Source organism: Pseudooceanicola nitratireducens (assembly GCF_900109195.1).
GTDB classification, from domain to species: Bacteria; Pseudomonadota; Alphaproteobacteria; order Rhodobacterales; family Rhodobacteraceae; genus Pseudooceanicola; species Pseudooceanicola nitratireducens.
The window spans coordinates 557,468-575,224 of the sequence record NZ_FNZG01000001.1 but is presented as its reverse complement, the minus strand read 5'-3'; the positions used below and the strand labels follow the sequence as shown (position 1 = coordinate 575,224).

13 protein-coding genes, 1 tRNA gene and 1 pseudogene are annotated in these 17,757 nt (G+C 61.8%); 1 reads left to right on the top strand and 14 read right to left on the bottom strand.

Annotated features, from left to right (window positions below; translation table 11 throughout):
* Positions 1-65 precede the first annotated feature (65 nt).
* Both BMX99_RS02700 and BMX99_RS02695 read right to left on the bottom strand, forming a co-directional pair.
* Positions 66-1,490: a TolC family outer membrane protein gene (locus tag BMX99_RS02700; RefSeq protein ID WP_093446894.1), complete on the bottom strand. Its 1,425-nt coding sequence runs from the start codon at positions 1,488-1,490 to the stop codon at positions 66-68.
* 37 nt (positions 1,491-1,527) lie between these two features.
* Positions 1,528-2,181, bottom strand: coding sequence for a protein-L-isoaspartate O-methyltransferase family protein (locus BMX99_RS02695; protein WP_093446891.1), 654 nt, complete (start codon positions 2,179-2,181; stop codon positions 1,528-1,530).
* Between the two features lie 178 nt (positions 2,182-2,359).
* On the opposite strand from BMX99_RS02695, the gene BMX99_RS02690 reads away from it, so the two are divergent.
* Positions 2,360-2,433, top strand: a tRNA-Cys gene (locus BMX99_RS02690).
* Between the two features lie 398 nt (positions 2,434-2,831).
* Here the strand turns inward: BMX99_RS02690 and BMX99_RS02680 are convergent.
* From BMX99_RS02680 to nirB, 12 genes and pseudogenes are all read right to left on the bottom strand, one after another.
* Complete coding sequence (locus BMX99_RS02680) at positions 2,832-3,836, bottom strand: tyrosine-type recombinase/integrase (RefSeq protein WP_093446884.1); 1,005 nt, start codon at positions 3,834-3,836, stop codon at positions 2,832-2,834.
* Positions 3,823-3,996: a hypothetical protein gene (locus tag BMX99_RS19620; RefSeq protein ID WP_170848796.1), complete on the bottom strand. Its 174-nt coding sequence runs from the start codon at positions 3,994-3,996 to the stop codon at positions 3,823-3,825. Before BMX99_RS19620 ends, BMX99_RS02680 begins: the two co-directional genes overlap by 14 nt.
* Before the next feature lie 793 nt (positions 3,997-4,789).
* Complete coding sequence (locus BMX99_RS02675) at positions 4,790-5,695, bottom strand: hypothetical protein (protein ID WP_093446881.1); 906 nt, start codon at positions 5,693-5,695, stop codon at positions 4,790-4,792.
* Positions 5,696-5,711: 16 nt separating this feature from the next.
* Complete coding sequence (locus tag BMX99_RS19450; RefSeq protein ID WP_322788134.1) at positions 5,712-6,452, bottom strand: HipA family kinase; 741 nt, start codon at positions 6,450-6,452, stop codon at positions 5,712-5,714.
* 381 nt (positions 6,453-6,833) lie between these two features.
* Entirely contained in the window at positions 6,834-7,190 is a 357-nt protein-coding gene (locus tag BMX99_RS19445; protein ID WP_139199403.1) for a hypothetical protein, read from the bottom strand.
* Positions 7,191-8,589: 1,399 nt separating this feature from the next.
* Positions 8,590-9,138: pseudogene (locus tag BMX99_RS19840) on the bottom strand (nuclease-related domain-containing protein).
* A gap of 214 nt (positions 9,139-9,352) precedes the next feature.
* Positions 9,353-10,234 (bottom strand): fumarylacetoacetate hydrolase family protein, encoded by an 882-nt coding sequence (locus BMX99_RS02660; protein ID WP_093446872.1) that lies wholly within the window; start codon positions 10,232-10,234, stop codon positions 9,353-9,355.
* Positions 10,235-10,341: 107 nt separating this feature from the next.
* On the bottom strand, positions 10,342-11,382 hold the full coding sequence (locus BMX99_RS02655) for an NAD(P)-dependent oxidoreductase (protein ID WP_093446869.1): 1,041 nt from the start codon (positions 11,380-11,382) through the stop codon (positions 10,342-10,344).
* A 43-nt stretch (positions 11,383-11,425) separates the two neighbouring features.
* On the bottom strand, positions 11,426-12,316 hold the full coding sequence (locus tag BMX99_RS02650; protein ID WP_093446866.1) for a glycosyl transferase family protein: 891 nt from the start codon (positions 12,314-12,316) through the stop codon (positions 11,426-11,428).
* On the bottom strand, positions 12,313-14,982 hold the full coding sequence (locus BMX99_RS02645; protein WP_093446863.1) for a nitrate reductase: 2,670 nt from the start codon (positions 14,980-14,982) through the stop codon (positions 12,313-12,315). The genes BMX99_RS02650 and BMX99_RS02645 overlap by 4 nt, the downstream gene beginning before the upstream one ends.
* Positions 14,982-15,314, bottom strand: coding sequence for a nitrite reductase small subunit NirD (gene nirD / locus BMX99_RS02640; protein ID WP_093446860.1), 333 nt, complete (start codon positions 15,312-15,314; stop codon positions 14,982-14,984). Before nirD ends, BMX99_RS02645 begins: the two co-directional genes overlap by 1 nt.
* Positions 15,311-17,749, bottom strand: a complete 2,439-nt coding sequence (gene nirB, locus BMX99_RS02635; protein WP_093446857.1) for a nitrite reductase large subunit NirB — start codon at positions 17,747-17,749, stop codon at positions 15,311-15,313. Before nirB ends, nirD begins: the two co-directional genes overlap by 4 nt.
* Positions 17,750-17,757 lie beyond the last annotated feature (8 nt).

The window sequence follows — 17,757 nt, the reverse complement described above, 5'->3', positions numbered from 1 at the left end:
CCCGCCGATTTGCCTAGCGTCAAGGTAACGCGATAGGCGTTTCTACTCAATGGATACGGCGGATTTTACTCTTTTCCGATTCTGCGCAGAACACGGTCAAGTTTCTGACCCTGTTCGCTCCGACCCGCCGGGGCATCCTTCACAAGATTGTAGTAGCCTGCGGGGTCGTAGATTCTGACCTTGAGCTTCAGTTTCTGTGCGGTGAGTTCTCCCATCGCGGCGAGCAGATTATACCCTGCGCTCAACTCGTCAACCTGTGCCGAGATCAAATTTGCCCGTGCGTCCAGCAATTCCTGTTCGGCGTTCAGCACGTCCAGCGTCGTCCGGGCGCCAAGCGTCGCCTCTTCTCGGACACCGCGGAAGGCCACCTGGGCGGCGCGCACCTGCTGCTGGCTTGCCTGGATCGAGGCCTGCGCAACCTGCAGCGTGGCCAGCGCATTGCCGACATTTTGACGGATATTATGCGAGACAACGTGCAGGTTCGCCCGGTCGGCATCGCGATTCTGCATCGCCTGCCGCTGGAGCGAGCTGAGCCGCCCGCCGGCATAGATCGTCTGCGACGCGCCGATGCCAACAGTGGCCGACCGGCCGTGGGCAGCGGTGTTCAGCGTGTCCGACAGCCCAAGGGACCCGTTCAGCGACACGCTAGGCGACAGGGCCGCGTCCGCGAGGCGCACGCGCAGTTCCGCGATGGTCACCTGGCGGCGCGCCTGGGCCATCGACGGATGGGTGCGCAGCGCCGCAGCGGCAGCCGCATCCAGCGACCGCGGCAGGTTGCGCAGCGCGCCCGAAGGCGTCAGCGCGCCGGGCTTGTGGCCAACGGCCGCCAGGTATTCCAGCTGGGCCTGGGCCAGGTCACCCTGGGCGGCGGCCAGGCCGGATTTCGCGGCGGCCAGCCGGGCCTCGGCCAGCGACACGTCGGTGCGGGTCACCTCGCCCACCTCGAACCGGTCCTGCGCGGCGCGCAGTTCCTGGGTGATCAGGCGCAGGTTGCTTTGACGCAGGGCGACGAATTCGGACGTGCGGCGGACGTTCAGATAGGCCACGGCGGCGCGCAGCAGGACCTGCTGTTCCACAGCGGTCAGACCTTCGCGGGTGGCCAGAACGGATTCCTTGGCGATCTCGACCCCAAGGGCGCTTTGGCCGCCGTCGAACAGAACGATCTGCGTGGTCAGGTTGATCGAGGCGGCGGTGGACTGCGACGAGACCTCGGCAAAGCCGGTGCTGGCCGAGGCACCGATGGAATAGGTCCGGCTGAGGTCGGCAGACCAGCCGACGATCGGACGCAGGGCCGACATCGCCTGGGCGACGTTTTCATCCGCGGCCCGCAGCAGGGCGCGGTTCTGTTCCAGCAGGCCGGAATGCTTGTAGGCCGCGGCCATGGCATCGGCCAGCGTCTCGGCCGTGACCTTGACCGGGGCCAGCACGGTGGACGCCGTCACGGCCAGGGCCGCCACCGCGATTTTCAATCTGTTCTTCTGTCTGCTCATCTGCCTGCCTCTTGTGCCGTTTTCCGGCTTTTTATGGTCAGAGCGTGAATGCCTGGTGTTTTTCAAACCCCGGCAGAACCGGGGCACCTGCATTGAACGCAAAGCGCCATGTCATCTTTCCATCTATGCGATATCCCACGCGGACCACGCCCAGCCGGCCTTCGGCGAACAGGGCAATGATCCGGCCGCCGTCGCGCAGCTGATCGGTGATGCCTTCGGGCAAGTGTTCCACCGCCCCTTCCACCACGATCACGTCATAGGGTCCGTGTTCGCCCGCGCCTTCGGTCAGCTTGCCCTCGACCAGGACGACATTGTCGGCCCCGGCCGCGGTCAGCGCCTGTTCAGCGTCGGCGATCAGGGCGGTGTCTTCCTCGACCGCGATCACGGCCTCGGCCATGCGGGCCATGACGGCCGCCGAATAGCCCGAGCCCGCGCCCAGATCGAGAACCAGTTCGTCGGGCTGGATGTCGACCGTGTCGAGCATCTTGGCCAGCGTCCGCGGCTCAAGCACCACGCGCCCCTGGCCCAGGTCGATATTCTCGCCCAGGTAGGCCGCTTCCTTCTTGTCGCCCGGCACGAAATTTTCACGCGGGACGGCCAGCATGGCGTCGATGATGGGAAACTTGGTGACGTCCGAAGGGCGGATCTGATTGTCCACCATCATGACGCGACGCGCTGCGAAATCGGTCATAGAGCAATTGTCCGTTCGAATTCTGTTGCGGCGGTCATGCCACAAACTTCGCTTTGCGGCAACGGCAACCCTGCGCAAAGGCTTAATCGCCCTTCACAAATTTGCAAAACGTTGCAGCGATGCGCCTAGGTGCTTGCAGGACCCGCCAAGATCGGCTAGTCCACGCGAACCGTTCCGAGGCGAGTTGGCGGAGTGGTGACGCAGCGGATTGCAAATCCGTGTACACCGGTTCGATTCCGGTACTCGCCTCCAAACGGTTTCAATGACTTAGCGGGTTTCGTGCTGACGCGGTGACGCAAGTCTAAACATTCGTCTAAACATTCTGTTTTTGTTCTGTTCCCACGATGGCAGACTCTCGGGCCTCGCTTGGCCAGCCTTGGACGTCGCCTAGTCTGCATTTCCGAGCATGAAGAGCAGACTTATCGACACTAGGGGACTAAAGAGGAAACCAATCACAACCCATGCCGCCGGGCTGCGCCGCCGGGAACTGGCCATCGTGCTTGGCACTGTGATGTACAGTTGCCAAAACACCCAAATCACGACAACCACCCACACAAGCGTGAGGACCGCAGCGAAAAAATTTTCCATCATTTATCCCTATTTAGATATTCAAAATTATCGGACCCTCGCAGGTCTAATGACGGATGACCTCAACGGGTCAGCTTAGTGCGCTGCTGCTGAGCTTGTAGCGCCCTAACCTTCTGGCGCACTTTCTTTGTGTAGTGCAGCACCATAGCCGGGCTCTGGCCCGTCACAGAGGCTACCAGGTCATCATTGCAGCCCGCCTCCACAAGCTCACAGGCCGCGTTGTACCGCCAGCTATGGATATCGTAGTCGAGAGCTCCGATGCGCTCCCTGACATTTCTGACGGCAGCAGAGGCCCCGCGATAGGACCAACGGTTGGTTCCCCGCTCATTCGTCAGGATGAAGACCGAATTCCGCTTGGCCGCGTCCAATGCCATCTTGAGCTCCGGCAGGATTGGCACCCAGAGTTCTTTGCCGGTCTTGTTCTGACGAACCACGAAGCCGCCGTCCTGAATGTCGGACCAACGCATTTCCAGGACGTCGCCGATCCTCTGCCCCGTCCCGACGCAGAGCTCCATCACCAGCCGTTCCCGCGTGCCCAGAGCGCAAGTGTCGCGATAGGTGTCCAGCAACTCCTGCGGCCACGGCTCGCGCTCTTTCTTGACGGTCTTCAGCTCGGGCACCCCACGAACAGGATTGTTGTCTCGCCACCCCAGGTCGACGCAGTGTTCCATCAGAACCCGGAGCACGCGAAGTGAGTAGTTGGCGAAATAGGCCTTTTCGGCGTTCGCATCGCGCATTCGGATCACATCCTTGCGCTGCATTTTGGCCGGGTTCGCCTCGCCCATGATCTCGCGAAAGAAGTCGAGATGTTTGTCGTAGTCCAAACCAGTACGGGGTTTCAGGTTTCGATACCTGGGCGATTTCCTATAATCGTCAATCAGCGCCCCGAAGTTGCGAGAGATAACTGTACGCGGGCCATCCTTCTGAGAAAGTATCGCCGCATATTCCTGCCAAAATTCTGGCGTTCCGAATTCGCTTTGAAATTTCTGAGAAGGCCAACCACGGCGCTGAAAATAGATGCCGTTGCGTTGCCGATAGACATGCTTCGGAAGCTCACGTTTTGCCATGGCGCATATCTATCCCCTCAAATTCGTCACCAGGTTGATCACCCGCCAACACAAGTTCGATCTTACGACCGTCGACAGTGACACGCCCCACCGTTCTCCCTGCACGTTCGAAAGCATTGAGCAATCTCAGTGCTTTATCTTCAATCGTAGTGCGTGCCATTTCCGTCCACCGTTGCTGCGCCTTTACCTAAGTACGCTCGCGCATCCTTTCGTCTGAATGTGCGTTTCCGCCCATGCAATCGTTCTCATAGCAAAGGTATTCGCCGGCTGAATCCCTGGCAACAGACGGGCTGTAGATAGCAGATGATTCTGATGGAGGGTGTCAGTACGCCTCACTCTGTTCGCGCTGTGTTCCCCACACACCAGACGCTTGAGCTCAAAAAGAAGGACTTGAGCGTAAGCTAGTTCGCCATGAAGTCCACTCGCTGGAGAGAAGTTCGGAGGGAGTGTCACTAAATGTATACAGGAACAAGGGGTGAGAGCATGTGGTCCGCCTCCCGCCCCCTTCGATGTGTATGTCTTCGGGGACGAGAGGCTGATCGTTGCGCTCCAATGGGCCGCTGAGCTCGCTGTGGGGCGCTAGAGGGCTGCGCCTTGTCCGTCGCTCGCCCCAGCTACGCTAAAAGGGCAACGTCGGCGATCTAAACGTGCCTCCGTGGCCCTAAGCCACATTTCCGCCAAAAGAGACCTAGCCTCCGCGCCTGGGCAGGATGGAAAACGGGCGGAGAGCGCGCATTCGTTGCGCGCGTAGGTACTTGCCCCCGCCCCGCAAGCCGAAATTTAGAGGGCCACTTTGGCCGCCCGTCTTTCTGGCCCACACCGCGAGCGGAAAGCAGCCCCTGAGGCTGCGGTACTGTATCCGCAGACTGTGTAGTTCTGCTGGCACCGTGGCGATAGACGCAAGGCGCACTTTGCATCGCACCTCACGACTTAGTCAGACCTCAATCCTTTTTCTAAGCGGTTTCCTTGCGCTCGAGATGTTCGACGATTTGCCCGGCGTTATCAAACTGCCGAAGAACGAGGTTCTTCTCGTCAGCCTGCCCCTTTAGGTCCTCCAAAGCATTAGAAATGCGATCAGCTCTATTTTGGAAATCCTCCAGCACTGGCTTTTGAATTATCAGCTCGTATATCACGGCGTCGCTATCGTAATGGCCGGCCCTCACTTGACTTACATCTAACTCCCAAAGGCGTCGCGTCATTCGATTAAATTCGCCTCGAACATCAGCCACATAAGAGCGAATAGTGCTGAAATTTGCAATTACTCGTTTTCCTTGGTAATCGAGATCCACCCTGGAGAGTGGCGCACCCCTGCGACTTCTATCCCTGATTGAAGCGTTGAAGTAGTTACTGATCGGTGACTTCTTCCTTACAGCGAAATCCCAGACACTCGCGGGAAGCTGCTCCCCCCTAGGCTTTCGGGGGGCGATGTCATTCCCAGGCATGACTTGAAGCGCGAAATTGTCGTGCAACGACGAAATCGTCCGAAGCCAATTTAGCGCCATGCTTTTAAGATCATTGGCTGCAACCCTCCGCGCCTCTCCAACAGAGATAATTCCTCCTTGTTGTAGAGGGGTTGTAAGAGCGATCCTACCTCGGTCTTTCAGCTCCGCTTCAAACTCAGCGAGCGCAGCATGCGTGGCTGCAAGGATAAGCTGCGAATTTTCTCCATAAAGACACCTTAGCTTCTCAAGCCCTGTCGCAACGGAAATATACCGTTCTTCGCCACTCACGACGGCGACCGCTGCAACCAGGCGCTCCGGAGATCCAGCTATCGGCGTCAAGAAAATAGGTGCCCAGAGCGCTTCGTCGCGCCCTTGAAGTGAAGGAAACGATGAGGCGCTAAACTGTATATCGACCATTGGACCTCATCCCCCTTTACGGCTGTAGCGCGGCGGTGGCGTCGGTGGTAATGCGACTGACACGCGTAGTCAGAAAATCACGCAAAGCATCCTGTTCTCCAGCGTCAGTCAGGCCAGAAGCCAAACTATCAGTCAAGATAGAGCCAACGTTCAAAGCGCCGATCGTGCCTTGAACAGTTGGAAGCTCCGACACAGTAGCACTTCGGGTCGCGGGATCCATGATTTGCGTGTACCACTCCCTGAGCCTGTTCAGGTACTGAATATTTGGCCTCAGATCATGTGGGGACCAATCTTCTTTTGTAAAACATCTTCCGTGGTCAACCAGCCATACTTCGTTCCGGCTACCAAATAGTAAATTGCCCGCATGCCTATCAACGTTGGCAACCCAAGTATCAAACCCATACAGGCCACTTTTCTTCGCCCATGCATTGAGAGCATGAGAAATTATTTTCTGGCCCAATGGGTGCGCAGAGCTCACGCGTTGAGCGAGATTGGGTGTTTGCACGTCGACGCTAGAAAAGACGACAACACCACCTTTTATTTTGTGTGCTTTTGAGAACTGATTTTTGCCATTAAATTCATCAGGCACAAAAGTTAGAACCGCTCTCGGCACTGGAAGCCCGAGGCGAGCCGCGATCAAATTGGAAATCAATTCGTTCACGACCTCTATACGGTCAATGTTCTTCAAAAGGCACGGCTGAACCGAACCATCTTCTAACTGAACTTGGCCTCGAAAGAGTGAGTTTATGCTTCTCACTGCATCAAAAGGCAGAGGGTCTCCGTTCAGCGTTCCGGTAGTTGGCGTCAATTCAAATTGCTCCCAGCCGAACGTGTAGCCTCACACAGCATATATGCTCTGTGGCGGCATAAAGCGCAATGAGCCTTAGATCAACAGCGTTTGGGGTTGAATGGCTCCATTTCTCTCGTACCTTTGACGGGCACCGTGCGTCAGACAGGTTCACTTGGCCACCATCAACTTGGCTCAATGAACCTCCGCTTCCCACCCCTTTTTGAAGACTTTGGGCGTCATGCTGTGCGCGGCCTTCCTTGCGTTAATGCGCTGCTCGGCCCCTCACCGCAGCCTGCGTGACAGACTGATTCAGAGCGCGCCTCCCATCGCGCTTGGCGAGAGCGGGTGTCAAACGTCAAGCGAAATTTCAGCCCAAAATTTTCCCCACTTGACCACAGACTTTCCGGATCGGCTCTTTTCGACCGGCCAGTAACGCCGCTGAAAATTTCGTCCATTGTATTCTACGATTTGCTTATTTTGGGCATTAGGGAAAGCTGCATCCAGCTCTTTCTCCAGCAACTCAACAGCGGAGAGTGGGATCGCCCCGACAGCCCTCAATGAGCTTTCGATTACACTGACCTTGCGCTGTGCCGTCCTTATATTTGACTGGTACTTTTGGGGATTATTGCCTGTGTATCGATCAAAACGTCCAAGCCAAGTGCAAAGCTCCGCCTTGGCTTCCGCTAGGTCCTCAAGTGTATACATCAACCCACTCTTGCATTGTTTCACATCTAAGATGACCGATAAGGATTCGTCTGCAACCTGAAATTTTTCATACTGCCCAGCGGTGGCTTTCTCGTGCCGCACCGCTGCATCGGTTTGTGTTGACCAATGTTGGGTTTGGACCGAAAACTAACCCTCAAACCTAACCTGAAACGTCCAAGTTCGATACAATATGCGTGCGCCTCAACTGCGTGGATCGTAAGAATGCCTCTCCCTTACAAAATCAACCTGATCGACCATGAGCGTTGGATATCTTCAGGCTACAACCGTTCGTTCGCATGGGGCTTGGTCCGGAATGCATCTACCAAGGAGTTGGGTTTCTGGCGGGTTGTCCGGTACAACCCAAATCTGGACACCGAAGGAGGTTGCTACGAGTTTTCCCTAGAGAGAACAGGATCAGCGATTGTCTCCGAAGAATTCTCCTTCTTAGATTCTGAGATCAACAGAAGCGCTGCACTATCCGAGTTCGTCGCCAAAATCGAGAACTGGGAAAAGAACCCTAACTCCTAGCTCTGATCGACAACCATCACTAAGATCGACGGTCTAAACATTCGCGTATTGTTCCGCCGATTTCGCCCTTCAATCTAAACACTTTAGTCAGCATTTTCAGCCACATACCAAGTCTTGCAAATCCGTGTACACCGGTTCGATTCCGGTACTCGCCTCCAAACGGTTTCAATGACTTAGCGGATTTATGACCGGCATGGCGAGGTGAGTCTTCACATTCGCCAGCGTTGCCGTGTACGTTCTGTTTCCACCTAGGGACCACGACACCGTCAACTCGTCGATCGAACGTCAGTGCTCTGGGGTACATGACCGGTGCACGGCGCGCTTTCTAACGATCATAGCAGCGCACCCTGTCGTCGGCCTCAAGGTAGCAGTCTTTGTCTTGAGGCAACGGGTCATCGAAGCACAGACGCTTATCATCGCCGAATATATAACAGTACTCGCGCTTCCTATCGTCATCGTCATCGCAAAACGCTAGCAACAGTAGGATGCCGATTGCCCAACGCCACCATTTACGCCGCTTGGGCTGATTGGCATCCGATAAATCAAATCTGATTTCGTCGCTCACAATTCGCGGACCTAGAGAATTTCAATACCGGGACACTAGGTGCAGTGATAGACACACGCAACCCAAACGCGATTTATCCGACATTCTAGACCGTTACATTTTTACTTGGCCGCGTTGTGTTTCCTGAACCTTGATCGATCCAATTCGGTGCCGACCCTTTCGAGGATGGCGGATCACTCTCTACCCCTCACCCGCCTCAAGCGACGCAAGACTTTGACGGTCGGCTAGATTGATGGAGGTCGCCGCTGCAACGCGGGCATGACGGGCCCTGCTGCGCCTTTTGCGCGGTCTCGGCTTTCAGGTTCTCTATATGCGCTTTTCGCGTGGCGCGGGTGTTATGAAGCGCGGCCTCTCGGATCTGCTATCAATAACCTGGGCGTCCGTCAGGGCGGCAAGACGGCTGGCAGAGATGAATTCGGTCAAGGCCCGCAGGCTCCACAGGACGCCGGCGGGGCGCTCAGCCTTTGGCCGGGCACTTCCGACGAAGACGACAATGTTGCGCAGGATGTCGGGGTTCACGCCCAGCAGGTCCTCGAGCGTCTTCGCATGGCGGAAATTCTGCCGCAGCGGGTTTTGTAAGCACGTCTTGCTGCCGTAGATCACCTGGGTCCAGGTTTTGTCATTTTCCCCGCCGAAGATTCAGCCGGACATGTTCTTCGTCTCAATGACGAAAATACCAGTGTTGCAGACAACGATATGGTCGATCTGCGTTGTCCCGCCCTGGCTGGGCAGGGTCAGATCGTTGAGGATCTGGGCGTTGGTCTTCTTGAAGATGCGCTGCAGTCTGGCACGGACGCGTCTTTCGCCCGCCCTGCCCTTGGCACCTGGCGACCGGAGATAGGCCGCCAATACCATGAAGAACAGAAAACAGGCGGCGAAGACCGAGCCGAAAACGATACTATCGAAACTGTATTGGGTAACCATTGGACAACGAGACCCAACCTACAATCTTGGCAGGATAGCCCCTTGCCAAGACTTCGCAAGGCGTCGCTGCGCAATGCGGCCGTTGCCTGTGTCGAACCTTTGCCTTGATGGTGAAGGGCGGCGGGACGCGGTTTTTGCCCCTACTTCACCCTTCCGCCACCACCCGGTTCTCGATCGCGCCAAGCCCCGAGATCGCGCAGCGGACCACGTCGCCGGGCTGGAGGTAGACGGGCGGCTGCATGCCCATGCCAACGCCGCCGGGGGTGCCGGTGAAGATCACGTCGCCGGGCATCAGGGTCATCACGCGGCTCAGCTCCTCGATCTGGTCCCAGACCGAAAACAGCAGGTGGCGGGTGTTCGACGATTGCCGCATCTCACCGTTGACCGAACACGTGATATCCAGCCCATGGGGATCACCGATCTCATCCGCGGTCACGATGGCGGGGCCGAAGGGCGCATGGGTGTCAAAGCTTTTGCCCAGGATCCACTGCGGGGTCTTCATCTGCCAGTCGCGCATGCTGACGTCATTGCCGACCGCATAGCCGAAGACATGGGCGGGGGCCTCGGCGGCGCTGATGTGGCGCCCCCCCTTGCCGATCACCGCGACCATCTCGACCTCCCAGTCCATCTGGGTGCCGGTGCGGGGCAGTTCGATGTCGCCATGGGGGGCGTTCACCGCATTGGGCAGCTTGGAAAACCACAATTGGTTGGTGGGGGTCGGCAGGCCGGTTTCCTCGATATGGTCGGCATAGTTCAAGCCGATGGCGAGGATCTTTTGCGGGTTCGGCACCGGGGCGGCCAGGGTCAGATCGACAAGCGGCAGGGCCTGGGCGCGATGCGACGCGGCATCTGCCAACTGCGGGGCGATGGCGTCCCAGCCGGCGATCAGGGCGATCATGTCCTGAGGTGCATCGGGGGCCACGGCCGAAAGGGGCACCACCAGATCGCCCGAGGGGTCCTGGATCTGGATGCCGATCTCGGGCTGTGCTTCAGGGGTGTCGGGGCGGGTGAAACGGAGAATGCGCATGGGTCTGGTCCTTCGGGCTGGCAAAGCCGCAGGGCTCCTCCCCCCGGCCCGGGCCCGGTGACGGGCCCGCTTGTCGGGGACATGCTTAGCGCGGGATTTTCGGAATGTCAGCGCAAAGGCGCGGCGCGACCAGGGGTGCGCGTCTGATTGTCCGAGGCCTCAGCCAGCACGACACCGGGGATCTGTTCCAGATCACAGCCCGAGGGCGCGGGAAGGCAAGACAGATGCGCGTAATCCGCTGCACCGCTCAGGCGCACGACCCGGCGGCCTGCGCGGGCCTCGGCCAGAAGGGCGGGTTCAAACCCGTCCAGCGGAAAGGCGGTGCCAGAGCCGGGCGCAGGCAGGATCACCCGTTCGGCATCGCGGCGGGCAAGCTCCAGCAGGTCCTGCGGCAGATCCCCGGAGAGGAAGATCACATCGGCCTCTTGCAGGCGGGCGACGGCGCGCAGGGTCATCAGGTCTGACTGCCCCGCGCCCGCGTCGATCAGCGACAGAAGGCCGGCCCGGTCGGTTTCGGGCGCGCGCCCTTCAGCCAGGGCCTGTTTGATGGCGGTGGCTGCTTCACGCTCGGCCCCGCGGTTCCAGGCGGCCCGGGGGGCACCCCGGAAGACCCAGCCCCAGAAGGCGCGGCGCTGGTGGTGCGGGATGGCGCGGGCGACGGCGGGGCGCAGACGGCCCGCCAGCGCGGCCAGCGCGCCCATGCGCGGCGGCAGCAGGGTCTCCAGCTGGGTCTTGATCTCGCGCGTCAGGATCGGAGAGGTGCCTTCACTGCCGATCGCCACCACGATCGGGTCCCGATCGACGATGGCGGGCGTGGTGATGTCGCACAGGTCGGGGCGATCCACCACGTTCACCGGGCAGCGCGCAGCGCGGGCCAGCGCCTGGGCTGCCCCGTCAAAGCCGGGGCAGCCGGTGGCGATAAAGGCCATGGCGGCCGCGTCGAAACTGGCCGCCGAAAGGGTCGTTTCCTGCGTCGCCCGGCCCTCTTCGACCAAAGCGGTCAGTTCCTCGTCCAGCTCGGGCGCGACCAGCACGATCTGCGCGTCGGTCTTCAACATCAGCCGGGCCTTCTGGGCCGCCTGTTCGCCACCACCCACGATGACCACGCGGCGGTCGGTGGTGCGAATGAACATCGGGAAGGCTTTCATGACGTGGCTCCTATTGGGTCAGGGCTGCGTGGTGGGTCGGCGATCAGGCCGGTTCGTGGGTTTCCGCCGGGGCGTCGCGTCCGGCCAGGGTATCAAGGGCGATGCGTTTCGTGCCTTCAATGATAGCGCGTTCGAAGGCCTCGTCCTGCACATCGGCATTCAGCCGCCGGGTTTCGTCGGTTAGCGCCGGGTAGGTGTCCTGCCACGGCTGGCCCGCGCGCAGCCCAAAGGCGGCGATGTCCTTGGCGGGGTTGCGCTCGAATTCGCCGCCGCCGCCCTTGATCACGCTCAGCGACCGCCAGCCCAGAAGCTGCGCGGCATCCGATTGCAGAAGGCGGTACGGCGGGTGGAACACCCCCTGCACACTGGCCCTGGCCCGGCCCGGGTTCAGCATCCGGCAGACGGTGTTGACGCAGGACCGCAGGCCCAGAACGCCGCGCAGGTTCAGCAGGGCAAACAGCGCGGGATGCGCGGTTTCGATCTGCATATAGGCGATGCCGTCGCGGGCGATCCGGTCGCTGGCCTCTTCCGCTGTCTCGGTGCGGGCGATGCCGCGCGCGGTCAGGCCGTCGCGCACCGCCGTATCGGCCCCGTTCCAGCCGTGGATCAGCACCGGGTGGCCCGCGTCGGCGATCTGCCGGGCGGCGGTCAGGAAATGCGGCAGCCCCCGGGTGCGCCCCGCCGCATAAGAGGGCCAGTCCAGCGCCACGCCCTGCACCGGCGCAATCGCCGCCTGGGCGGCCTCGGCAAAGCCGGCGATTTCCTCGGCGGTTTCGCCTTTCATCCGCAAAAGCATCAGAAGCGCGCCGACCGCCTGAGGCTCGGCCTCTCCTGACAGCATGATCTGCATTGCCTCTGTTGCCTCGTCGCGCGTCAGGGATCGCGATCGCCCCGGTCCGCGCCCCAAGGTACGGACATGGGTCGCCAATGTCATTCCGCCGCCTCCTGTTGATGGACACGGGCAAGAATAGCGGCAATCTCGGGCCGGCACGAGCCGCAATTGGTGCCCGCCTGCAGGGCCTCTCCTATTGCGCCGACCGTGGCCAGCCCCTGGGTTTCGATCGCGGTGACGATGGTGTTCACCCCGACGCCAAAGCAGGAACACAGGATCGGGCCGGGATCGGGGCGGTCCCCCGCCGGACGGCCCGAGAGCACGCCGGGTTCCTCGCTGCCCGGCAGGGTCGCCAGGTAATCGCGCATCACCGCCACCGGTTCGCGCGCCACGAAAAGCGCGCCGATCAGACGGTCGCCGTCGAACAGGGCGACACGGGCGCTGCCCCGGCCCGGATCGGTGACGATCATGGCGCGGGCGCTGTCCGGCGCATTCAGCAGGCGGCGGGCCGTGTCTTCCCAGTCCTCGACCGGATCAAGCCCCGCCAGTTCCGCGCGATAGCCCGCGCCGGTGCGGGCCAGCGCCCAATAGGGCGTGTCCAATGCCATCGGGGCGGAAGAGACCGCAAAGCCATACCATGCGGCTGCCAGCCGGGTCACGCGGACCACGGCGGCCTTGCTTTCCGGCTGCCCCGAGACGGGATCGGTTTCACCCGGCACCAGCGCGTCGATCCGGGCCGAGGGCGCGGTTTCACCGGTCCAATGCATGGGGGCAAAGACCTCGCCCCGGCGTTGCGCATCGGTGATGCGGGCGCGCAGGATGGCCTGACCGGCGGGGCTGTGCACCTGCACCAGATCGGCGGGCGACACGCCCAGTTCGGCGGCATCGGCAGGGTGGATATCCAGATAGGGCTCGGCCAGATGGGCCGAGAGGCGCGGCGACAGGGCGGTGCGCGTCATCGTGTGCCACTGGTCGCGGATCCGGCCCGTGTTCAGCCGGAAGGGATAGCGCCGGTCGGTGCGCGCCGCCGGCGGGCGATGCGTCACCGGGATGAACCGTGCCTTGCCGTCGGGATGAAAGAACTGCCCGTCCCCGAAGAACCGCCCGCCCTGCCGCGTCGGCGTCAGCGGCCAGCGTGCGGGCGACAGGGCGTCATAGCCCGCGTCGTCCAGATCGCTGAGGGCCGAGATGTCGAAATCCCGTCCGAACTGGCCGGTGATACCCGAAAGCGCGGCATATTCGCGAAAGATCTCGGCCGGGGTTTCATAGTCGAAGGCCGTGCCCCAGCCCATCCGACGACCCACCTCGGCCAGAATATCCCAGTCGGGGCGGGCCGTGCCAGGCGCGGGGAGGACAGAGCGCTGGCGACTGATGGTCCGGTCGGAATTGGTGACGGTGCCGTCCTTTTCGGCCCAGGCACTGGCGGGCAGCAGCACATCGGCCAGCCGCGCGGTGTCGGTGGCCCCGGTGATGTCGCTGACCACAACGAAATCGCAGCCCTGGATGGCGGCGCGCACGGCATCCGCGTCGGGCATGGTGACGGCCGGGTTGGTGTGGATGATCCACAGCGCCTTGATCCGGCCATCGCCGACAGCGCGGAACATCTCGACCGCCTTCTTGCCGGGGGCGTCGGGCACGGAGGGCGCGCCCCAGAATTCCCGCACCGCGCTGCGGTGGTCGGGGTTTTCCAGATCGAGGTGACAGGCCAGCATGTTGGCCAGGCCGCCGACCTCGCGCCCGCCCATGGCATTGGGCTGACCGGTGACCGAGAAAGGCCCGCATCCGGGCGTGCCGATCCGACCCGTGGCCAGGTGGCAGTTGAGGATTGCGTTCACCTTGTCCGACCCCGAGGTCGACTGGTTCACCCCCTGGCTGTAGATCGTCACGACCTTGTCGTGCTGCATCCAGAGGTCGCAGAAGGCATCCAGCTGCGCGACCGGCACGCCCGCAAGATCGGGGTCCGAGGTCAGCGCCGCCCGCAAAGCATCGTCGAAACCATTGGTGCGCGCCAGGAATTCCTTATCCAGCGCCCCGCCCTCGTACAGCCGCGCAAGCAGGCGGTTGAAGACCGGCACGTCGCCACCCGGCGCGATGGCCAGATGCATCTCGGCCTGGTCGCAGCTGGCGGTGCGGCGCGGGTCGATCACCACGATCTTGGTGCCACGTTCTGCCCGGGCGGCCAGCAGCCGCTGATACAGCACCGGGTGACACCAGGCCAGGTTCGACCCCACCAGAACCACCAGGTCGGCCTGTTCCAGGTCCTCGTAGGTGCCGGGCACGGTGTCGGTGCCAAAGGCGCGTTTGTGCCCCGCTACCGAAGACGCCATGCACAGCCTTGAATTCGTGTCGATATTCGCCGACCCGATGAAGCCCTTCATCAGCTTGTTGGCGACATAGTAATCTTCGGTCAGCAATTGACCCGAGACGTAGAAGGCCGCCGCATCCGGCCCGTGTTCGGCAATCGTGTCGCGGAAACGGTCCGCGACCAGTTGCAGCGCCTCGTCCCAGCCGGCCTCGGCCCCGTTCACGACCGGCGCGCGCAGACGTCCCGAAAGCCCCACGGTTTCCGCCAGCGCCGACCCCTTGGAGCACAGCCGCCCGCGGTTCGCCGGGTGGTCCGGGTCGCCCCGGACGGCAAGCCCGCCCTGCCCGTCCGCCGTCAGCAGCACGCCGCAGCCCACCCCGCAATAGGGGCAGGTCGAGCGCACCTCGGTTCCCGCATGGGCGGCGGGGGCCGGGGTGGATCCGGGCAGGGCCGCGCCGTCCATCACGCGGCGCTCTTGTTGCCGACAGACGTGCCGTCCAGCAGGATGCGCCCGCCGTCGACCTTCAGGGGGAAGGTCTCGATCGCGCCTTCGTCCGCGCCCTGGGCCTGGCCTGTTTCCAGCGAAAAGACCCAATTGTGCAGCGGGCAGGTCACCTTGCGGTCATGCACGATCCCGTCCGACAGCGGCCCGCCCTTGTGCGGGCAGGTGTCCGAGACGGCATAGGCCTCTTGCAGGCCGGTGCGGAAGACCGCGATGCAGCCCCTGGGCGTCTTGACCACGCGGGCCCCGCGCAGGGGGATGTCCTCGATTGATCCGATGTCGATCCAGCTCATTCCGCGGCCTCCAGGGTTAGATCTGCAAGGGGGGCATAGCGTTTGCGTTCGTTTTCAACGTGATCGGCCCAGGGATCCTTGCGATAGACGGATTGGGAAATCTCGAACCGTTCGACCAGGGCGCGGCGGCTGTCCAGGTCGTCGACCACGCGTTCCTTGACCCAGTCGAGCCCCACTTTCGCGACCCATTTGTAGGGCCGGTCGAGGTATTTGGCGTTTTCCCGATAGAGCTGGATGAAGGCGGTGGTCAGTTCGATCGCCTCTTCCTCGGTGGTGGCATCGGCCAGACGTTCGGTTTCCTTCACGTCCATGCCCGCAGCCCCCGCGACACCGACCTGATAGCCGCTGTCGACGCAGACGATACCGACATCCTTGCAGGTGGCCTCGGCGCAGTTGCGCGGACAGCCCGAAACGCCCAGCTTGACCTTGTGCGGCGTCCAGGACCCCCACAGCAGCTTTTCCAGCTTGATGCCAAGCCCGGTGCTGTCCTGCGTGCCGAACCGGCAGTGATCGGTGCCGACGCAGGTCTTCACCGTGCGCAGACCCTTGGAATAGGCATGCCCCGAGACCATGCCGGCGCGGTTCAGATCGGCCCAGATGGCGGGCAGGTCTTCGCCTTTCACGCCCAGCAGGTCGATGCGCTGGCCGCCGGTGACCTTGACGGTCGGCACCTTGAACTTGTCGGCGGCATCGGCGATGGCGCGCAATTCGTCGGGCGTGGTGATGCCCCCCCACATGCGCGGCATGACGCTGAAGGTGCCGTCCTTCTGGATGTTGGCGTGCTTGCGTTCGTTGACGAAGCGCGACTGCAGGTCGTCCTGATATTCCAGCGGCCAGTCCGCCAGCAGGTAGAAGTTCACCGCCGGGCGGCAGACATGGCAGCCGTTCGGGGTCTTCCAGCCCAGTTCCTGCCAGACGGCGGGCTGGGATTTCAGCTCTTTCGACTTGATCAGGCGACGGACATCTTCGTGGGTCAGGTCACAGCAGGCGCAGATCGGCTGGGCGGCCGGTGCCGCGTAGCTGTCGCCAAGCGTCAGTTCCAGCAGCTGTTCGACCAGGCCGGTGCAGGTCCCGCAGGATCCGCTGGCCTTGGTCTGGGCCTTCAGGCTGGGCAGATCCCCTGCCCCCCCCTTGATGGCGTCGACGATGGTTCCCTTGCAAACGCCGTTGCAGCCGCAGATTTCCGCATCATCCGGCAAGGCTGCAACGGCCGCCAAAGGGTCCGCAGTGCCGCCCCCCTGGAACGCCGGGCCAAAGATCAGGGTGTCGCGCATCTCGGCCACGTCGGTGGCGTCCTTGATGTGGCTGTAGAACCAGGCCCCGTCGGCGGTGTCACCGTACATGACGGCCCCGACGATGCGGTTGCCTTCCAGCACCAGGCGTTTGTAGACACCGCGCGCGGGATCGCGGAAAACGATGTCTTCGCGGGTCTCGCCCTCGGCAAAGTCGCCGGCGCTGAACAGATCGCAGCCCGTGACCTTCAGCTTGGTCGAGACCTCTTTGTTCACGAAGGTATCGGGTTTGCCCAGCAGGGTGTTGGCCAGAACCTTGGCCTGATCGTAAAGCGGCGCGACCAGGCCGAAGATTGCGCCGTTGTGTTCGACGCATTCACCAAGCGACAGGATATCGGCGTCCGAGGTCACCATCTGGTCGTCCACGTGCACGCCCTTGCCGACGGCCAGCCCGGCCTCGGACGCCAGCGCGGTCGAGGGGCGGATGCCCACGGCCATGACCAGCAGGTCACAGGGCAGTTCGGTGCCATCGTCCAGAAGCAGGGCGCGGACCTTGCCGTCTTCGCCCAGGATCTCCTTGGAGTTGGCCTTGCACATCACCTTGATGCCCTTTTCCGTCAGGGACTTGCGCAGCAGGTAACCCGCCGCCTCGTCCAGCTGACGTTCCATCAGGTGGCCCATGATATGCACGACGGTGACATCGACGCCGCGCAGGCGCAGGCCGGCCGCGGCTTCAAGCCCCAGAAGGCCTCCGCCGATGACGACCGCCTTGGCATCGGGCTGCGCCCCCAGGTCGATCATCCGATTGGTGTCTTCAAGGTCGCGATAGGCAATCACCCCTTCCAGATCATGCCCGGGCAGCGGGATGATGAAGGGGTTGGACCCGGTGGCGATGACCAGCTTGTCATAAGCCACCTCGCCCTTTTCGCCGATCACGACCTTGCGGTCGCGGTCGATGCCGGTGACCTTTTCGCCAAAGCGGCAGGTGACCTTGTGATCCGCGTACCAGGCCTCATCGTGGGTGACGATTTCCTCATAGGTCTTTTCACCCGACAGCACCGGCGACAGCATCAGGCGGTTGTAGTTCCCGCGCGGCTCGGCGTTGAACAGCGTGACCTCGTAGGCCGCGGGATCGGCATCAAAAAGATGTTCGAGCATCCGGCCCGATGCCATCCCGGCCCCGATAACAACAAGTTTCTTCATAGGTTCAC

What these genes read in the sequence shown, in the direction of transcription:
- BMX99_RS02700 (WP_093446894.1), bottom strand. Translation starts at nt 1,490, where the DNA reads ATGAGCAGACAGAAGAACAGATTGAAAATCGCGGTGGCGGCCCTGGCC.
- BMX99_RS02695 (WP_093446891.1), bottom strand. Translation starts at nt 2,181, where the DNA reads ATGACCGATTTCGCAGCGCGTCGCGTCATGATGGTGGACAATCAGATC.
- BMX99_RS02680 (WP_093446884.1), bottom strand. Translation starts at nt 3,836, where the DNA reads ATGGCAAAACGTGAGCTTCCGAAGCATGTCTATCGGCAACGCAACGGC.
- BMX99_RS19620 (WP_170848796.1), bottom strand. Translation starts at nt 3,996, where the DNA reads ATGGCACGCACTACGATTGAAGATAAAGCACTGAGATTGCTCAATGCT.
- BMX99_RS02675 (WP_093446881.1), bottom strand. Translation starts at nt 5,695, where the DNA reads ATGGTCGATATACAGTTTAGCGCCTCATCGTTTCCTTCACTTCAAGGG.
- BMX99_RS19445 (WP_139199403.1), bottom strand. Translation starts at nt 7,190, where the DNA reads ATGTATACACTTGAGGACCTAGCGGAAGCCAAGGCGGAGCTTTGCACT.
- BMX99_RS02660 (WP_093446872.1), bottom strand. Translation starts at nt 10,234, where the DNA reads ATGCGCATTCTCCGTTTCACCCGCCCCGACACCCCTGAAGCACAGCCC.
- BMX99_RS02655 (WP_093446869.1), bottom strand. Translation starts at nt 11,382, where the DNA reads ATGAAAGCCTTCCCGATGTTCATTCGCACCACCGACCGCCGCGTGGTC.
- BMX99_RS02650 (WP_093446866.1), bottom strand. Translation starts at nt 12,316, where the DNA reads ATGACATTGGCGACCCATGTCCGTACCTTGGGGCGCGGACCGGGGCGA.
- BMX99_RS02645 (WP_093446863.1), bottom strand. Translation starts at nt 14,982, where the DNA reads ATGGACGGCGCGGCCCTGCCCGGATCCACCCCGGCCCCCGCCGCCCAT.
- nirD (WP_093446860.1), bottom strand. Translation starts at nt 15,314, where the DNA reads ATGAGCTGGATCGACATCGGATCAATCGAGGACATCCCCCTGCGCGGG.
- nirB (WP_093446857.1), bottom strand. Translation starts at nt 17,749, where the DNA reads ATGAAGAAACTTGTTGTTATCGGGGCCGGGATGGCATCGGGCCGGATG.